Annotated in this window: 16 protein-coding genes; 4 read left to right on the forward strand and 12 right to left on the reverse strand. The window is 35.9% G+C overall.

The annotated features are described in order from the left end of the window. Positions 1-18: 18 nt before the first annotated feature. The 7 genes from J2S13_RS06920 to J2S13_RS06950 form a co-directional block, all read right to left on the reverse strand. Positions 19-723 carry a DUF2953 domain-containing protein gene (locus J2S13_RS06920; protein ID WP_307257009.1) on the reverse strand — a complete coding sequence of 235 codons (705 nt, stop codon included), beginning with the start codon at positions 721-723 and terminating at the stop codon, positions 19-21. 62 nt (positions 724-785) lie between these two features. Continuing rightward, complete coding sequence (locus J2S13_RS06925; protein ID WP_307257010.1) at positions 786-1304, reverse strand: RDD family protein; 519 nt, start codon at positions 1302-1304, stop codon at positions 786-788. Between the two features lie 11 nt (positions 1305-1315). Then, positions 1316-2326 (reverse strand): signal peptide peptidase SppA, encoded by a 1011-nt coding sequence (gene sppA / locus J2S13_RS06930; protein ID WP_307257012.1) that lies wholly within the window; start codon positions 2324-2326, stop codon positions 1316-1318. A 346-nt stretch (positions 2327-2672) separates the two neighbouring features. Further along, a complete protein-coding gene (gene rarD / locus J2S13_RS06935) occupies positions 2673-3599 on the reverse strand; it encodes an EamA family transporter RarD (protein WP_307257013.1) in 927 nt (308 codons plus the stop codon). Positions 3600-3816: 217 nt separating this feature from the next. Beyond that, positions 3817-5403, reverse strand: coding sequence for an acyl-CoA synthetase MbcS (mbcS, locus tag J2S13_RS06940; RefSeq protein ID WP_307257014.1), 1587 nt, complete (start codon positions 5401-5403; stop codon positions 3817-3819). A gap of 180 nt (positions 5404-5583) precedes the next feature. After that, positions 5584-6792, reverse strand: a complete 1209-nt coding sequence (gene thiI, locus J2S13_RS06945) for a tRNA uracil 4-sulfurtransferase ThiI (protein WP_307257015.1) — start codon at positions 6790-6792, stop codon at positions 5584-5586. A 2-nt stretch (positions 6793-6794) separates the two neighbouring features. After that, entirely contained in the window at positions 6795-7937 is a 1143-nt protein-coding gene (locus tag J2S13_RS06950; protein WP_307257016.1) for a cysteine desulfurase family protein, read from the reverse strand. 327 nt (positions 7938-8264) lie between these two features. On the opposite strand from J2S13_RS06950, the gene brnQ reads away from it, so the two are divergent. Continuing rightward, the gene (gene brnQ / locus J2S13_RS06955) at positions 8265-9614 is read left to right on the forward strand and encodes a branched-chain amino acid transport system II carrier protein (protein ID WP_307257017.1); all 1350 of its coding nucleotides are present in this window, start codon (positions 8265-8267) and stop codon (positions 9612-9614) included. Positions 9615-9801: 187 nt separating this feature from the next. Here the strand turns inward: brnQ and ezrA are convergent, their stop codons facing one another. Both ezrA and J2S13_RS06965 read right to left on the reverse strand, forming a co-directional pair. Beyond that, positions 9802-11508: a septation ring formation regulator EzrA gene (gene ezrA / locus J2S13_RS06960; RefSeq protein ID WP_307257018.1), complete on the reverse strand. Its 1707-nt coding sequence runs from the start codon at positions 11506-11508 to the stop codon at positions 9802-9804. A gap of 68 nt (positions 11509-11576) precedes the next feature. Continuing rightward, a complete protein-coding gene (locus J2S13_RS06965) occupies positions 11577-11921 on the reverse strand; it encodes a hypothetical protein (protein ID WP_307257019.1) in 345 nt (114 codons plus the stop codon). 541 nt (positions 11922-12462) lie between these two features. Here J2S13_RS06965 and hisJ point away from each other — a divergent pair. Further along, positions 12463-13254 (forward strand): histidinol-phosphatase HisJ, encoded by a 792-nt coding sequence (hisJ, locus tag J2S13_RS06970; protein WP_307257020.1) that lies wholly within the window; start codon positions 12463-12465, stop codon positions 13252-13254. Here hisJ and refZ read toward each other — a convergent pair. Then, positions 13247-13891 (reverse strand): forespore capture DNA-binding protein RefZ, encoded by a 645-nt coding sequence (gene refZ / locus J2S13_RS06975; RefSeq protein WP_307257021.1) that lies wholly within the window; start codon positions 13889-13891, stop codon positions 13247-13249. The two genes, hisJ and refZ, sit on opposite strands and share 8 nt — an antisense overlap. 217 nt (positions 13892-14108) lie before the next feature. Here refZ and msrC point away from each other — a divergent pair, with 217 nt between their 5' ends. After that, the gene (gene msrC, locus J2S13_RS06980; RefSeq protein ID WP_307257022.1) at positions 14109-14603 is read left to right on the forward strand and encodes a free L-methionine (R)-S-oxide reductase MsrC; all 495 of its coding nucleotides are present in this window, start codon (positions 14109-14111) and stop codon (positions 14601-14603) included. A gap of 75 nt (positions 14604-14678) precedes the next feature. Here msrC and megL read toward each other — a convergent pair whose 3' ends face one another. Next, a complete protein-coding gene (gene megL, locus J2S13_RS06985; RefSeq protein ID WP_307257023.1) occupies positions 14679-15869 on the reverse strand; it encodes a methionine gamma-lyase in 1191 nt (396 codons plus the stop codon). 165 nt (positions 15870-16034) lie between these two features. Next, positions 16035-17870, reverse strand: coding sequence for a sensor domain-containing diguanylate cyclase (locus tag J2S13_RS06990; RefSeq protein WP_307257024.1), 1836 nt, complete (start codon positions 17868-17870; stop codon positions 16035-16037). 539 nt (positions 17871-18409) lie between these two features. Here J2S13_RS06990 and rpsD point away from each other — a divergent pair. Then, complete coding sequence (gene rpsD, locus J2S13_RS06995) at positions 18410-19012, forward strand: 30S ribosomal protein S4 (RefSeq protein WP_307257025.1); 603 nt, start codon at positions 18410-18412, stop codon at positions 19010-19012. Positions 19013-19173 lie beyond the last annotated feature (161 nt).

Raw genomic sequence — 19173 nt, forward strand, 5'->3', positions numbered from 1 at the left:
CTGCATTAAAATTCAACATCAGGTAGCTTTGTTCACTTTCTCCCGAGAACCTTGTTTCGGCAGCATGAACTTCAAACTTTTTTTCGATCCGCGCCAATATTTAAATATTTTCAAGCCTACAGCTATAGCATTTCCTATCCTAAAATGAACCATACATGTGAGTTCAGTTTGTGATAGGGGAATTTGAAAGGAAGGGGTAATCGATATCTTCGGCATTTGTTTTAATGTCATATAATTACTTATAATCCCTATCAATCCCCCTTTGGCAGCCCAAAGTGAACCGACTAATATACCTGTTAAAGCTGCATCACGCACACCGATTGATGAATGCCATTCAATCTTTTCAATTGAGATTTTCTTTAAGAATTTCTTTATAATGATATTCATACCAAATACATGTTGAACGATTTCTTTTATGTTTGATATTCTTCTGACCATTTCCTGTGGGGTTAATTTCTCTTGCTTTTCATTTGAAGTTTTTCCCTGATTTTTTTCTTCTTTTCGAAAAGCGATAGTAGGCACAATATTTTCATCGTGATTGATTATTTTCACGAAAGGGATGTCAATTTTGTATCGAATTAATCCGAACCAAAGCATAAATTCTATTGTAATATGGTCATTATCTTGTCCATGATAAATCGAAAGAAGCACCATTAGTTTTGAAAAAAGAAAAATGAAAAAAAGTGCGACCAAAATAAAAATGATCATATAAACGACTGTCATTTATTCTTTCACTCCCTTTCAACTTGCCATTATCGACAAAGAACAAAAAAAATAAACCTGCTTTAATAAGCAGGTTTACTTAATAATAAAGACCGTTCATGGACAACCACTGTATCCGCAAAATAATCATGAAGTCCCTGTTTTTTCGGTAAAATCGCCACGAGCAAATAAAGAAATATTAACGTCGCAGATATATATCGACCGACTAATTCTCGAAATAGGACCGTCCCCCACGATAACTTCTCTTGATTTACCGGGACAACCTTTAAACCGAAAACCATTTTTCCTAATGTTTGACCTATATACTTTGTAAACAATATAAAGTACAAATAAAACACGATGGCTGTTGCAATATTAACTGGGGAAAAGATAGAATCTGAAACGACTTCTAATCCCATTGAACGAAAGGTGGGATAGATAAACAATCGTGAAATACTCCCTATTACAATTAAATCAACTAAATAAGCCCAGAAACGCATCCAAAAACCAGCATAATGAACATCTATAGGAACTTGTTGCGTAGGATGTTCCACTGGCTGGTTTTGATCCCGCTGTTCTGATAAAAATTGATCTTGATCCATTCTGACTCCTCCTATTCCGCGTATAAGTACATTAATCGAGGTGAATTAGGATTCGATAATACTTTCATTAAATCATGCATCTCTGCATCTTTCCCTATAATCTTCTGTGCACTTGCGCTGAACAAAGAGGAGAAACCTAGTTGTTGTTCATATTTCACAACCTCGGCTCCAGACAAATGATGATCTTTTTTCAACTGTTGAATCGTATCATCTAAATAACCAAAATCATCGATTAACTTTAATTCTTTTGCTTGGCGACCATCATATATTCGCCCATCCGCAATCTTCCTTACTTGACTTTCAGGAATTTTACGGCCTTCTGAGATCACTTTTACAAACCCGTTATAAGTATTATTGATCATCTCTTGAAGAATTTGTTTTTCACTATCTGTTATAGGTCTTGTTGGACTCATAATATCTTTATAAGGTCCACTTTTAACTGTCACAAAATCAACACCAAACTTGTCAGCTAATTTCGAATAGTTTACACTTTGCATAATAACGCCTAAAGATCCTGTTAACGTTTCTGGGCTTGCCATGATTTTATCTGCAGGAGCTGAAATATAATACCCTCCTGAAGCCGCAACACTACCCATGGATACGTAAATTGGTTTTTTCGCTTTTTGTTTAATTTCCTTTAATTTATCATGGATTTCTGCACTTTCTGCAACTCCACCACCAGGAGAGTTCACTCTTAATACAATCGCCTTGACCGTATCATCATGTTGAACTTGATCTAATAAATCCATAAAAAAGCGATGGTTATAACCAGCAGACCTTAGCATCGAACCAGTAGTACCCGTGTCTTGAATAACCCCTTCTACTTCAAGAACAGCTATTTTTTTAAATTCATTTCCATCTTCTTTTACTGTTTCAATAAATTCCTGGTCACTCCCTTTAAACATCGTGTCTAACGCTTTCGTAATATCTGTCGTAAAGGCCATACTTGCAAAATTGACAATAATGGAGACAAAAAATACACTAATGGCAATGACTAAAGCGATGATCCTTTTTCTATTCATTTTACAACCTCCCATAAACTATAACGATTGACATCATAAAAAGTTTCAAAATCACGATAAAACCAACATATAAAAATATTTTAACAAATTTTTAGGTAATTATAAACAAAAGCGGAAACGCCTGGTTATTGACATACGATTTCGTAGGTTTCGACTGAGATATAGGAAACAAGAGCGAGTCGGTTTTGCGAGCTGATGTTGACTTATCGTAGGGAGAAAATGGAGAAATCCGCTTGACGTGAACAACATTTTTTTAACTGAGTATCCACTATTCTAAAATTTTAGTTTCCTATGATTTCCTTCATATTAAAAAATCATCAAATGGGACAGTTCTTATTTTGATCGGCTATGCTAAAAACTCATTTTTTGCTTTCTTCCTTACGACCGCTTTGCCCCATTTCATTTGGGACAAGGAGAATAAGAATAATGCTGTCCAAATAAACATAAACGACACTAATTGATTCGTAGTGAATGGTTCATTATATACAAAAATTCCAAGAAGTAATGTCATTGTTGGTGTGATATATTGTAAAAACCCGACCAAATAAAGTGGAATTTGTTGAGCTCCTTTCGCAAAGAAAAGCAATGGGATCGCGGTTAATATGCCTCCGCCTATTAGTAATAAATCAGTAGACAATGATTGATGAAATAATGCGAGCTGCCCTCTTTGGGAAAGGATCATCATAAAGAGGATGGCAAATGGCGTAATGGACATGGTTTCCAGTGTTAAGCCAACAGATGAATCGACTTTAATCATTTTTTTAGCCAAACTATAGAAACTAAAGGTGAAGGCTACTCCTAATGCAACCCAAGGAAATTCGCCATATGATAATGTTTGAATCAGGACACCTATTAAGGCCAGTATAAAGGCTAAAATTTGAGCTTTAGATAAACTCTCTTTCAAAACTAAAACTCCTAATAACACACTAACTAAAGGATTTATGTAATAACCTAAACTTGTTTCAATAATTCTGTCATGATTTACAGCCCAAATATAAATGAACCAGTTCCCACTCACTAAAACAGAAGCTACAAATAATGCCAGACCTTTTTTCGGAAATTGAATAATCTCCTTGAACGTTTCTTGAAAAATCCTCCACTTTTTAATGACCGCCAATAAAAGAATCATAAACACAAACGACCATACAATTCGATTTGTAAGAATTTCATCCGAAGAAACATGTTGCAACAATTTCCAATAGAGTGGAAATAATCCCCAAATTAAATACGCCATTCCAACATAAAGGACACCTGCTCGTAGGTTATGTTTCATAATTGTCGCCTCAATTCTTTCTATACTCGAAATATTCCTATTATACATGGTGAGGAACCGTCACGACAATATAATTTTATATTTATTAGTTTTGTTAATAAGAACAACTGCGCAAGTGTCTTGACCATCGACGAACGAATTTCGTAGTATAGTTTCCTAGAAAACAAAAAAAGACAGCTTATTAAAACTGTCTCCTAATATCGTGCTTTTCTATATCTTATGATTTTGAGGTTTCCATTTCTTGTTTTCTTAATTCAATTCGTCTTATTTTCCCTGAAGTGGTTTTCGGCAATTCCTGAACAAACTCGATTTTTCTAGGATATTTATATGGTGCTGTTAATTCCTTTACATGATCTTGCAATGTAGGAATTAGCTTAGGATCCTCAGGGTTTACATCCTCCCTTAATACGACAAATGCTTTTACAATATGACCTCTATCTGGATCTGGGCTCGCAACAACTGCACATTCTTTAACAGTCGGGTGTTTTACTAATGCATCCTCAACCTCAAATGGTCCAATCGTATATCCCGAGCTAATAATGATGTCGTCTCCTCGACCTTCAAACCAGAAATAGCCGTCCTCATCCATTTTCGCCTTATCCCCTGTAATATAGTATTCTCCGCGGAACTGCATCGCTGTACGTTCAGGGTCTTTAAAATAATTCTTGAATAGTGCAGGTGTTTCAATATGAACAGCGATATCTCCCACTTCACCTACTGGACAAACTTCACCATCTTCATTGACAATTTCCACTCGGTTTCCAGGCGTTGGTTTCCCCATGGACCCAGGTCGAATCTCCATTCCTTTTGTGACCCCTACTAATAGAGTGTTTTCAGTTTGCCCATATCCATCACGTACGACTACATTATAATGTTTCTTAAAAGTATCGATTACTTCACGATTTAGTGGCTCTCCAGCTGAAACAGCACTATGCAAACCTTCTAATTTATACTCAGATAAATTATCCACTTTTGCCATTAAACGATATTCTGTTGGTGTACAACATAATACATTTACATTATTTTCATCCATTAATTGTAAATATTTTTTCGGTTCGAATCTTCCATTGTAGATCAAACCCGTTGCTCCAGAACCTAATACAGATAGGAATGGACTCCAAATCCACTTTTGCCACCCTGGACCTGCTGTAGCCCAAACAGTATCGGTTTCTTCAATGCATAACCAATGAGGAGCCGCTGTTTTTAAATGGGCAAATCCCCATCCATGAGTGTGCACAACTCCTTTTGGGTTTCCAGTCGTTCCGGATGTATACGGTAAAAATGCCATATCATCTCGATTCGTATCTGCTACCTTTAGCTCATCAGAAACAACTTCCATTTCTTTCTCTAAATTGATCCAACCCTCTTCTTCCCCACCGAATACAAATTTTATTAACTCATCTACTTTTTCCACTTGCTTACATTCAGATAAATATGGTGCATATGACACAATTGATTTCACATCACCATGTTCAATACGATAATTTAAATCTTTCGTACGAAGCATTTCGGAGCTTGGAATAATAATGATTCCAGACTTTAATGCAGCAATGTAAATTTGGTATGCCTCTATTAAACGCGGAACAATGATTAAAATGGAGTCCCCTTTTTTCAGACCATTCTTTAAAAAGGCATTCCCGATGCGGTTAGCACCTTTCATTAGGTCTCCATATGTAATCTCCCTTTTTTCCCCTTGTTCATTTTCCCATTTTAACGCTAGTTTTGTTGGATTTTGTTCCGCAGTTCTTTCAAACTCCATCACAATATTATATTTCTCAGGTGCAATTAAGTCTTCTTTTCTCATTCCATAACCCCCTTTTTTGAATACGCTTTCATTATACTAAAAATATTCATAATTTGAAATATTAAATTATTGTCAATTTTCTATTATTTTTTCAAAGGGACAAAAAGAAGCAACTTATTAATAGTTGCTCCTTTTTTATCTTATGAAATATGCTCGATCATCACCTAAGAAGTTTTCCTACTAAAATAAATCGGCAAATTCATCTACTGGATCCTGCTCTTTACTAGAAATATAGATTGTTTCTGTTTCTTCCACAGCTTTTTCAATCAATGGTGTGTAATCAACAAAACTTTCGTAATGTTGAACCTTCTCAAGCTTTGGCTTCGTTTTAGGGGATGGTGGTGTAAAAATCGTACAACAATCTTCATATGGGAGGATGGATGTTTCAAATGTTCCAATTTCTTTTGCAATATCAATAATGGCTAGTTTATCCATTGCAACAAGTGGTCGTAAAATCGGCGTAGATGTTACATCATTGATCGCCAACATACTTTCCATCGTCTGGCTCGCTACCTGCCCTAAGCTTTCCCCTGTGATGAGCGCTAAACCATTATTTCTTCGACGAATTTCATCTGCGATCAACAGCATCATTCGTCTAGTAGACGTCATGGTATAGTTTTCAGGGATTTGTTCATAGATTGTTTTTTGTAATTCTGTAAATGGGACGATGTGCAGTTTAATAGATCCCCCAAAGCTTGTCAAAATTCGTGCTAAATCGATTACTTTCTGTTTAGCTCGTTCACTTGTGTAGGGTGGACTATAGAAATGCACGGCTTCAATTTCAACCCCACGTTTCATCATTAAATAACTAGCAACTGGGCTATCGATTCCACCGGAAAGAAGCAGCATGGCTTTTCCACTTGTTCCGACTGGAAGCCCCCCCATTCCTTCATATTTTTCACATGAAAGGAAGACTCCTTCTTTTCTTACTTCTACTAATAATTCGATATCAGGTTGTTTTACATTCACTTTTATACCTGGGATATTTTTTAGGATATGTCCCCCAATAGCATGATTAATATCATTCGTATCAAATTCAAATTGTTTATCAGAACGGCGAGTTGAAACTTTGAAAGTCTTCCCATCTTTAAATTGTTCTTTCATTAAAGTTAATGATTCTTCTTTCATTTCTTCCATATTTTGCTCTGTTCTAACAACCGGACTAAAAGATTGAATACCAAAAATAGTAGAAAGTTTGTCCTTTACAGGTTCAAAAGGAGTTTCATTTAAATAGACAATCATTCGCTCTCGATTTGAATGAACTTTTACATTTCCAACATTTCGAAGGACATTTTGAATATTTTGCTTCATCTTTGAAATGAAATGGTTGCGATTTCTTCCTTTAGTTGAAATCTCACCATAACGAATTAATACACGATCGTAACTCATAGTCAACCCCTCGAGTTCCTTGTAATATTTGGTAATATTTGGCTAAAAATTTCGATAAATTGTTTTGCTTCATCCATTGTATTTTCATAAGATAGGCTGATCCGAATACTTCCATCCGCCTCTTCTTTTTGAACTCCCATGGCTAAAAGTGTTCTGCTCGGTGTATTTCTTTTGGAAGAGCAGGCACTTGTTGTCGACACGAAGAGCCCTTCCGCCTCTAAGGCATGCACTAATACCTCCCCTTTCACATCAGCAACTGAAAAATTCAATATATGAGGTGCAAAATGACGAGAAGGGGTATGAATCGTTACATCTTTTATAACCGATAACCCCTCTCGTAAAAATTGATGGATCTTTTGCATTTCTGTCCTCTTAGTTTTTCGATTTTCTTCCGTTAGTCTTAACGCTTTTGCCATGGCAACCATTCCACCCGTATTTTCCGTTCCACTTCTTATATTTTGCTCCTGGCTCCCACCAGATAAAAGGGGGGAAAGTTTTACTCCTTCACGGATGAAAAGAGCTCCTGTTCCTTTTAATCCATGAAATTTATGACCAGAAATCGTACATAAATCAATGTTATGACCCAAAAGCAACGGAAGTTTTCCAATTCCTTGGACATGATCCACATGAAATAAGATTTTGGAATGATTTCGTAAAAGTTCTCCAATTTGATCAATTGGCTGAACTGAACCAATTTCATTATTTACATGCATAATCGAGACTAAAATGGTTTCATTGTCTATAGCCCGCTCGACGTCTTCCACTTTCACAATTCCTTCCGAATTGACTGGTAAGTACGTAATACGAAAGCCAAGCTGTTCTAACTGTTCACATGCAAGAAGAACAGAAGGATGTTCGATGCTAGAAGTAATGATATGATTACCTCGATTTCTATAATGAATGGCTGTACCTTTTATCGCCAAATTATTAGATTCTGTTCCACCTGAAGTGAAAAAGATTTCTTTTTCCTTCACATTCATCAAGGTCGCAATTTGTTTTCTTGCTTGGGACAGTAACTTTTCCGCTTGTACACCAAAATGATGTAAGGAAGAAGGATTTCCGTAAAATTGCTCGTTTACTTTAACAAAGGTTCGCAACACTTCATGATATGGTTTTGTCGTAGCACTATTATCAAAATAAATCATTTCGTACACCATCTTCAGTTTAATCTATTTGCAATTATTTATCTTACCATACTCAACAGAGCTAAATAAAGTAGAACTTCTAACAGTGGACGTTGTTTCTCCACTTATTTGCTTCTTCCGTTCCGAAGTCTCCTCTAGTTATATTCAAATTTCACGTAGATGGCATAGTCATTAAGTTTTTTAAAATAATGTTTTAATATATCAAGATAGAAAGTTCTTCTTGATTTTTTGAATACAATCTGTAAAATAGGGTATGCGCTTGATAATGTTGTTATTTAAAAATACTAAATTTTCTAATAATTATTACAACTTAGGGAGGAACCTTTCATGAGTAAAAAATCTTTGCCATTTAAAGATACCTTTGCCATTGGACTCATGCTTTTTGCCTTATTTTTAGGTGCGGGAAATATGATTTTTCCACCTTTTTTAGGACAAGAAGCAGGAGCTAATATGTGGAAAGGAATATTAGGCTTTTTAATTACAGGTGTCGGACTTCCTTTATTGGGAGTGATTGCGATTGCCAAAACAGGAGGAGATTTACAACTACTAGCTAGCCGTGTTTCGCTAAAGTTTGGAGTGGTCTTTACTGTTATTATGTATTTAGCTATTGGCCCGTTTTTCGGGATTCCACGAACAGGAACCGTCGCATTCGAAATCGCTATTTCTCCATTTTTAAATGAAGGACTAGAAGGTTCATCCTTGCCATTAGCATTATTTACAATCATCTTTTTTTCCTTAACGGCTTGGTTATCGATGAATCCAACCAAATTGGTCGATCGAATCGGGAAAATCTTAACACCTGCATTATTAATTATTTTGGCTATTCTCGTTAGTAAAAGCCTTATCTCACCGATGGGAGAACCATTGCCAGCTAGTAAGGAATATGCAACAGGCCCTGTGTTTAAAGGTTTTATTGAAGGATATTTAACGATGGATACAATCGCAGCATTGGTATTCGGAATCGTTGTCATAACTGCGATTAAAGATTTAGGTGTCAAATCTGAGAAGTCGATTACAAAAATTTGCATTCAGGCAGGATTTATCGCTGCTGCTGGTTTAACCTTAGTATACTTAGCACTTGCTTATATCGGAGCTACGAGCCCCCAAGCCATTGGGATGCAAGAAAATGGGGGAGCCATCCTCTCTGCATCGACTACTTATTTATATGGAACAATTGGGAAAACAATATTAGCTTTAGCTATTTTATTTGCATGTATTACAACTTCCGTAGGATTAGTTTCATCATGCGCACAATATTTCCATAAATTAATGCCTAACGTTTCATATCGCCTTATTGTGATTGTGTTATCAATATTCAGCATGTTCATCGCAAATATTGGTTTGACTCAATTAATTAAAGTTTCTTTACCAGTTTTAATTATGATTTATCCAATCGCGATTGTTCTCATTTTCTTATCTTTTGCTCATTCTTTATTCAATGGTTATTCAATTGTTTATTACTGTTCTTTAATTCCTACAGGAGTGTTAAGTGTAATGGACGGCTTAAATGTACTAGGAATCCAATCCGATTTTCTATCTTCACTTTTCAGCAAGTTACCATTATTTAATGAAGGAATTGGCTGGATTGTACCAGCCATCATTGGGGCAATTATAGGATATATTTTAGCCATTCTTTTTAGATTAGCCGGAAAAGCAGCAGAAACTACAAAAGCGTAAGCGCCTGCTCATCGGCGTACGGATTTCGCAAGTTTCGACTGAAATAAAGGAACCGAGAGCGAGGGCCTTCACGAGCTGATGTTGACTTATCGGAGGAAGAAGACGGAGAATTCGCTAAGCAAAAATAAAAGCAGGTGGAGAAAGATGATTTTTCTTTCTCACCTGCTTTTATTTTTTTGGAAGTTCATTATGATTCCTTTATCGTAATCTCATCATTGATCATTTCTTCGATTTTTTTTAACCCTTTGGAATCTACCTTTTCAATAGCTGTAGCGGCTTGCTCAAGCGCTTGACGGAATTCATAGTTTCTAAAATACGCTTCGGCTTCATTTAACCGATCCGACACATAGGAATTCGTGCTTCGATACCGATTCCCATACTGTATAATCTTTTCTGCCATTAAGACTTGTTCAATTAATTCGATTGTTTTTTCATATAAGTTATCCACTGAATCAACGGCAATTTCTAAATGTTCTTGGACTGATTTCATCGTCAATGGTTTTTCATTCAAACAACGATTCACTTCTTCAATATTTCCCTTCGCATTTTCCATGAGGGAAATATAGTAATCAGGTAAACCAGGTACATTGCTTTTAGTCACTAATCGACTAGCCTCAATGATTTTCTTTTTGAGAAGAGTCATTTTTTCCCGAGCTTCCATCTCATCTTTTCTTAAAGTCTGAAGAAATTCAGTAAAGGACTGTTGATCTTTCTGTAATTGCTCCAAAATTTGGCGAATTTCTTTTAATTCAATATTCAATAACGAGTAAGCAGAGCGTTGATCGAATATTTTTTGTGCAAGAAGTTCATATCGTTTTTCCATTTGCGCAATTTCTTTTTCTAATCTTTTTGGCACATCTAACTCATTCTCTAGTAAATGATAACCTTGTTGAACAAATTCCGTCTCTTCCCTCAGCTGTTCATTTTCCTTTTTCATAGACTGAATTTTTTCCAGCGTTGCATTGCTATTTTTGAAAATAAAGTGTTTAGATTCCACTTCATTCTCTAATAAATCGTATAGAAGATCAATATTCTCCTTCACTTCTACCATACTATTTTCTACTTCTTCGATTTCTGTTAATTCAATTAATGATTGGTAGCGATCGATTTCTTTACGGAGAAGTGTAATCTGTTTCTCAATTTGTAAATGATCTAATAAATACCCTTCTTGTTCCATTTCTTTATAACCATCTTCTATTTCATTTAACTGCGATGGTAAAATACTTTGACTTTCAGATAAAAGTATAGGAATACGATCCATCTTATGAACCAATTCATGAAGATCATTATGAATCTTCAAAATGACTTCTCTGGCATCTATATAATTCCCCTGATCCCTTAGTTCTTCAAACTGCTCGAATAATGAAGAAAAAGCATCTAATTTTGACTCAATCTTTGCTGCGGCTTTCCCAAACGTATGGCGATGTGCAAGTAATTGTTTACGCGCAATACGATATATTTCCATTAATTCTTCATTTTCCATTCGATTTTGTTCTTCAGTGCCCACTAATTCATTTATTTCCGTTAATAGTTGATCTATTTTTTTGTTAATTTCAAGCAACCGATGATTCATCTCTATTTGAACAGATTTCGCTTTTTTGAATCGAAATCGATCAAGATATTCCTCACAATCAAATAATAAATCATCAATCTTTGGTAACTCTTCCGTCACAATATCATCCCATATGAGTCGCCAATATTCGAATTTTTCCTCTGTTTGTCCTGTTATATTTAACTGCTTCACTTTCGATAATTCATTTATAACAGGTCTATTCATTGTTTCAACTTTACGTAACTCTATTTGATTTAATTCTTTTATATATTTTTTTCTAATAATGTATCCGATTATTGACAAGGTGAAAATTAAAAGAATTGCACCGATGACAAATTCCATCGTAAGCCTCCTGTTCCTCATACGCCCATTGCATATATTCGTATCAATCCAAAAAAATTCCTAATAACTTAATGATACCATGTAAATGAAAATTTTTGACTAATAAATTCTATTTTTTTGGTAACAAAAATAAAAAGCGGAGGCGACTGTTCAGGGGCGACAAGCAAATGACCAGCCTTGGCGTGGCGTACTTTGCCACAGAAAGGATGGGCATTTGACCTCGAGCCCCTAGGAGCCGCAGCTGGATTAAATAAAAAGCGAAGGCGACTGCTCTGCTGCGACAAGCAAAAGGCAAGCTCCGAAAGAAGGATGACCTTCCCTTCTGTAGGAGATTGACTTTTGACCTCGAGCAGCAAGGAGCCGCAGCTGGATTCAACAAAAAGCGAAGGCGACTGATCAGACGCGACAAGCATCTGATCATCCTTGGCGTCGCGCAGTTTGCGACAGAAAGGATGAGCAGATGACCTCGAGCGTCTAGGAGCCGCAGCTAGATTAATTAAAAAGCGAAGGCGACTGTCCAGGGGCGACAAGCAAGTGACAAGATCCGAAAGAGGGTGCTTTTTCCCTCTGCAGGAGATTGACACTTGACCTCGAGCCCCTAGGAGCCGCAGCTGGATTAAATAAAAAGCGAAGGCGACTGCTCTGCTGCGACAAGCAAAAGGCAAGCTCCGAAAGAAGGATGACCTTCCCTTCTGTAGGAGATTGACTTTTGACCTCGAGCAGCAAGGAGCCGCAGCTGGATTCAACAAAAAGCGGAGGCGACTGTTCAGGGGCGACAAGCAAATGACCAGCCTTGGCGTGGCGTACTTTGCCACAGAAAGGATGGGCATTTGACCTCGAGCCCCTAGGAGCCGCAGCTGGATTAATTAAAAAGCGGAGGCGACTGCTCTGATGCGACAAACAAAAGAAAAATTTTGATACAATAAAACTATCATAATAAATGAGGTGAATTCAATGAAAGTAGATGGCCATATCCATACCCCTTTTTGTCCTCATGGCTCGAAAGATTCATTTGAACAATATATTGAAAATGCGATTTCACTAGGTTATGAAAGAATAAGTTTTACTGAACACGCTCCATTGCCTGCCGGTTTTCATGATAGCACCCCAACAGAAGATAGTGGAATGGAACTCGATTTACTAAAACCTTATATTCAAAAAGTTCTAGAATTGAAAGAGGAGTATAAGAATAAGATCGAAATTTCAGTCGGATTAGAAGTAGATTATATCGAGGGATTTGAGGAAGAAACGAAACAATTTTTAAATGAGTATGGGCCTTTCTTAGATGATTCCATTCTATCTGTCCATTTTTTAAAAAAAGATTCTGAATGGTACTGTCTCGATTACAGTCCTGATTTATTCAATGAAATGATTTCGACATTTGGATCAGTAGAAGCCATCTATGAGGCCTATTATCAAACCGTATTAAAATCTATTCGTGTTGACTTAGGGGAATACAGACCAAAACGGATTGGTCACATCACCCTTGTGCGTAAATTTCAAAAAAAATACCCCGTTCACACGGAATACACTTCAGTCATGGATGAAATTTTAAATGAAATCAAAAAGAGAGGATTTTCTCTAGACTATAATGGAGCTGGCGTTATGAAGCCATTTTGTGGGGAGCCATATCCTTCAAATGATATTGCAGAGAAGGCAAAAAAGATGGGCATTCCGTTAGTTTACGGTTCGGATGCCCATCAAGCAAAGGATCTTCATCAAGGCAGATCGTTATTAATCATATAACACCTTTTTTATCCATATTAATTGCTGTTGTAGGGGTGGATAATGTTTCATCAATCCACCTCTCTATCAGCACCATATACTTATCAATAAAGTACTTCTCATGAGGGAATACTTGCCAAACCTCTCGTAAATATTGACTATTCAAAAAGGGCATCGAGAGCATAGACTTTAATTGAATAATCACTAAACTGATTGGTAAATTGACAAACGCTCCCTCCTGTACCCCTTTTTCAATAATCGATTTAAAAAAGTACCTTTCTTTTACTAAGTAGGAGGAAATGATCTCACGGACGATTTGCGAATCAATCGTAACCTCCCTCCAAACAAAACGGGTTAATAAATGATTTTCACGTTGGAAGGTAAGAATATTCCGAATAGCTCTTTTAAGGCATTCATGCGGAGAAGTTGTTTCTAATAAAAAGACTTCTTTTTCTAAATTCGTTAAATACATTTCAAAAAAACTAGTCAAACATTCCTCTAACAAACCTTGTTTTCCTTTAAAATAATACGATATATTAGCGACATTTACATTGGCCTTTTTAGAAATATCTCGAACAGATGTACCCGCATAACCTTTCGTATTAAAGAGCTCAACGGCTGCTTCAATAATATCTGATCTTGTTTTATTTCTGCTCATCTTCGCCCTACCTTTCTTTTATTCCCTTGAAATTTGTAAATGGTTATGTTAAAAATATAACAATCTTTATTTCCAACTGTCGAATTTTTACAGATAGGTTTATATAGTTATCTTTCGGAAAATTGAAGACATTTCCTGCCTATATTTCTCGACAGTTTTCAATTCTCAATAGGAATTTTGGTGAAATCTGCTACTTTATGTAAGAGAGGGGAAGTTTATGTTTATTGTTGAAGAATATAAGGGATCCAAAGAGGAAAAATACGATCTTGTAACGAAACAATTATTGGCTCTAATTAAGGATGAGTATAATACGATCGCTAATTTAAGTAATGCCAGTGCTTTATTAAACTATTTTTTAGATCGGGTCAACTGGGTTGGGTTTTATTTACTAGAAGGGGATGAACTTGTACTCGGGCCATTCCAAGGATTGCCAGCTTGTATCCGAATTCCTTTAGGTCGTGGTGTTTGTGGGACTGCCGCAAAAGAGGGAAAAACATTACGAGTTGCCGATGTGAATGAATTTTCAGGTCATATTGCTTGCGATTCAGCCTCGCAATCAGAAATCGTCATCCCCATCCTAATAGATGGTCAACTCTTTGGTGTCCTGGACATTGATAGTCCTGAAAAAAATAGATTTGATGAAATAGATGAAAGATTGTTGCAGAAATTCGTCGAAACTCTCACACCATTTTTAGGAAAAAATAAAGACTAATCTTTTTTCTGTTTAAGAAAAAAAGGCTGTTACATAAAATAAGTGTAACAACCTTTTTCTTTAAAAAAACCCTGTTCACTTTTTCATTTTTTCCAACGCTTGCTTAAGATCTTCCCAAATATCCTCCCATGCTTCCAAACCGACAGATAAACGAATTAAATGATCAGGGATCCCCATCGCTTTTCGTGACTGTTCATCTACAGCCGAATGGGTCATCGTAGAAGGATGTTGAATTAATGTTTCCGCATCCCCTAAACTCACAGCGATTTTGATCATCTTTAATTGATTTAAAAATCTTTGGGTCTCTTCTTTACTCCCTTTCATAGTAAAAGAGATCATTCCCCCACCTTTAGACATTTGATTTTTCATGATTTCGTATTGTGGATGGTTTTCATCACCTGGATAAAATACCTCCTCTACCATATCGCTCGTTTTAAGCAGATTCGCTATTTTACTTGCATTTTCACAGTGACGATCCATTCGTATAGGAAGAGTTTTTAGTCCTCTTAATAAAAGCCATGCATCAAATGGTGAAATAACCCCTCCAATATCTTTTAATGTAGATACCCGGATTTGATCCATGATTTCACGTTTTCCAACCGCAATTCCAGCAATCACATCACCATGTCCCCCAATATATTTCGTCGCACTATGGAGGACAATATCACAACCTAAAGCTAAGGGCTTTTGAAGGTAAGGAGAGCAAAAGGTGTTGTCGACCACAACTGGAATTCCTTGCTCTTTTGCCACTTTTACAACCATTTTTAAATCGACTAATCTCATAGTAGGATTGATCGGGGTTTCAATATAAATACAACTTGTTTCTGGCTTGAGTGCTTTCCTCACTTCTTCTTCGCTTTCCATCATCGAAAATGAATGATCCACCCCATATTTTTCCTTGATCAGTTGCAATAATCCAAATGTACAACCATATAATCCTTGGGAGCATAAAACATGATCCCCTGTTTTCGTTAAAAAGAGCAAAACCGCGGATACAGCTGACATTCCCGATGCAAATGCTAATCCTGCTTCTCCTTCTTCTAATGAAGCAATTCGATCTTCTAATAGTTGCACTGTTGGGTTCCCTAGGCGACTATAAATAAATCCCGCTTCTTCACCCGCAAATCTTTTTTCTCCTTGTTCTGCATTCGCAAAAGCAAAGGTTGAACTTTGAAAGAGAGGAGGAGTTAAACTATCAGAATATTGCTTCGAATCATAGCCTTGATGGATTACTTTTGTTTCAAATCTTTGAAATTTTTTGCTCATTGGTGAGCCTCCTTAAATTAGAATAGATATTCATCTTTTATTAATTATATATTCTGAATTTTCAACCGGGTAAAAAATTACAGGAATCCTTTCAACATGGTGATCATCTTTCTCACCAACATTGAAAACCATTCTCTGTAATGATGGATTATTCATTTTCTATTTTTACTTGTAAACTACAACCTTATTTTTTCCCGTCTTTTTCGCAATATATAAGGCTTCATCGGCGAGGTTGAAGAGATTTTTCACTTCGATGTTTTTTTCTCTTGACCAATAAGAAATCCCACATGAAATCGTTATTCTTGGTTTGGTCGTTATAGCAACCTCTTTTACTAGTCTATGGGCAACGGAGATCCCATCTTCTAACGAAAGGTTTGATAAATAAATAACCAGCTCCTCCCCTCCCCAACGAGCCGCCACATCACTTTGCCGAATGTTTTTTTTCATCAACTTGGCTACCTGAACAATCACCTCATCCCCTACTTGGTGACCTAATGTATCATTTACTTTTTTGAAATTATCAATATCTATTAAAATAAAAACACCTCTTGCATCATTTTGAAAAGAATGGCTAATGGTCTCGTCTAAGTAATTCCGGGAATATAATTTGGTTAAATGATCGGTAATGACTAACTTTTCTAATTTCTCACGCAACATCGAATTGGTTAATGCTAGTGTAGAATGATGAATGAGAGATTGCAATAGCTTATACATTTCAAATGTAAATCCATATTTCTCTTTTTTTAACACAATGCAAAATCCTTTTAATTCATCTCCTTCAATCATGGGAACGGCCATTAAAGATTGGTAAATAGAAGATTTCATATGTAATTTAGCTGTAGTGTCCCCGATATACAAAGAATCCTTTTCTTTTATTATTTTATTGACAACATAATCGATATATTGCTTTCCATCTTTCCGGAAGAAAGTAGCGGAACTTCCTTCAATAATATGATAAGAAGAATCATTTATAAAAACAAATCCTACCTTTGCAGCATTAAAGGAGTGAACAATTTGCGAATGCAAAAATTGGATCGTATCTGAGAAGCGTAAATTCGAATTTAATTGATGGGAGGTTTCGTTTATAAGTTGTAAGTCGGAAATCAGTCGTCTTGATTGCTCATACAACTTGGCATTCTCAATCGCACTTCCACCCGTATTGGCTAAAAGACGAATAAATTCTTTTTCATCCTCTTTTAAAATTAACCTTTCCGGTACTTTCACTTGAAGAACCCCGTAAACTCCTTGTTTCCCCTTTAGAGGGACATAAAAATTAGAATTTCCATTCATGAGCACTTCCAGTTTGGAATTCCCATTTAAATAGGCCTCCATCGCCGAAGAACTGGCTGTTTCGAAGTCAAAGTTTTCAATAGGTAGATCGTCATAGACATATTCAATGGACAGAAGAAAAAGATACGTATAGGAAGGAAAGACCCTTTCCAATGTTGAAATAATTTCGTCGAGTACATATTCGATATCCATGGATGAATGAAATTTCTCCGTAACCCGGAATAATTCCTTATAACGGTGCTCTTCATCTACAATATGATGTTGGTTTTCACAGCTTTTAAATAGATCAATACTGACCGAAATGAATGAAATAAGCTCATCTTCTGTTATAGAATCTAAGAAGGAATGATCCATTTTAATAAATAAATAACCGAAGGACTTTTTTTCATTACCCAAATGAATTCCGATTGAATATTGTGAAAAATAAACCGTATTTTGAAGTATATTGTATCGAATGATGAATTTTTCGCCAAACAAGTCTTTTATTTCATTTGAAATTAAATGATTAGCATGGTGATCATGGTACAAATAGTTTTTAATCTGCATATTTAATACTTCAATTTTTTCAGCAGAAAAGAGTTCCTTAATCACCTTTTTCCATCCTTTAATAAATGGTTCTCTTCTAAAACAAAAGTGTTGTTGAGCAATGATAAAATCATATAATTTCATTTTATATATAGATATAAAATCAATTTGATTATTTAGACCCATTCAAAACACCCACGTCCTATTTTTACAAAATAAAAGATTCATCCCAATTATGGATCGCTTTACCTTAACATAAAATCCTTCCTTATTTATTTATGAAAAATCATACGGAAGGATGAATAGACTTAATTTTATATAAAAAATTAAGTAAAGATGTATATGAAATATATATATATTTTCATTACCAAATTATATCATATTTCCTAGCGATATGCATGAATTGAATAATTAGCAACCTCACACGGATAAACTTATAATACTTATCAACAGATCCTTGACTCTTTCCTAAATAAAAATTATAATAGACTTTGTGTAAAATAATGCAGCCTTTGTGAACACCCTTTTGTGATTATTTTGTTCCTCTTATTAGATCAATGAAAGATGCAGCCATACTACTTTCATTATGTTCTATAACTAATTTGAGGTGTATCGCGTAACCCTTTGCTGCTAGGGCGATGGTACATGAAAACAAAATAGCCTTAACTGTTGTTTCACACCTGTTTTTATTTTACAACAAAATAAAAACAAAGGAGGAGTCTTTCATGGCTCGTTATACTGGTCCAAGCTGGAAATTATCTCGCCGTCTTGGCATTTCTTTAAGTGGTACAGGTAAAGAACTAGAAAAGCGCCCATACGCACCTGGTCAACATGGTCCTAACCAACGTAAAAAATTATCTGAATATGGTCTTCAATTACAAGAAAAACAAAAACTTCGTCATATGTACGGAGTAACTGAACGCCAATTCCGTAATCTTTTCGTAAAAGCTGGTAAAATGAAAGGGGTTTATGGTGAAAACTTCATGATCCTTCTTGAATCTCGCCTAGATAACCTTGTTTACCGCCTTGGTTTAGCTCGTACTCGCCGTCAAGCACGTCAACTTGTAAACCATGGTCATATTATCGTTGATGGTGGTCGTGTAGACATTCCATCTTACCAAGTTCGCCCTGGCCAAACAATTAGCGTTCGTGAAAAATCACGCAATCTTGCTATTGTAAAAGAAGCACTTGAAGTGAACAATTTCGTTCCAGAATATTTAACTTTCGACGAAGAGAAATTAGAAGGATCATTCACACGTTTACCAGAACGTTCTGAACTTCCTGCTGAAATCAACGAAGCATTCATCGTTGAGTATTACTCTCGTTAATAAAACTAGATTTTGTAATTCAGTATTTAAGACCCTGAAAACCCTGATATTAAAGGTTTTTCAGGGCTTTTTGTTGTTTTCCGGATATGTGTAAAATTAATGTAAACTAACGTATTACTTTAGGGGCACTTTGGGGCACTAGCATTGTTTTAGGATTCTTG

The organism is Oikeobacillus pervagus (genome assembly GCF_030813365.1).
Taxonomy (GTDB): Bacteria; Bacillota; Bacilli; order Bacillales; family DSM-23947; genus Oikeobacillus; species Oikeobacillus pervagus.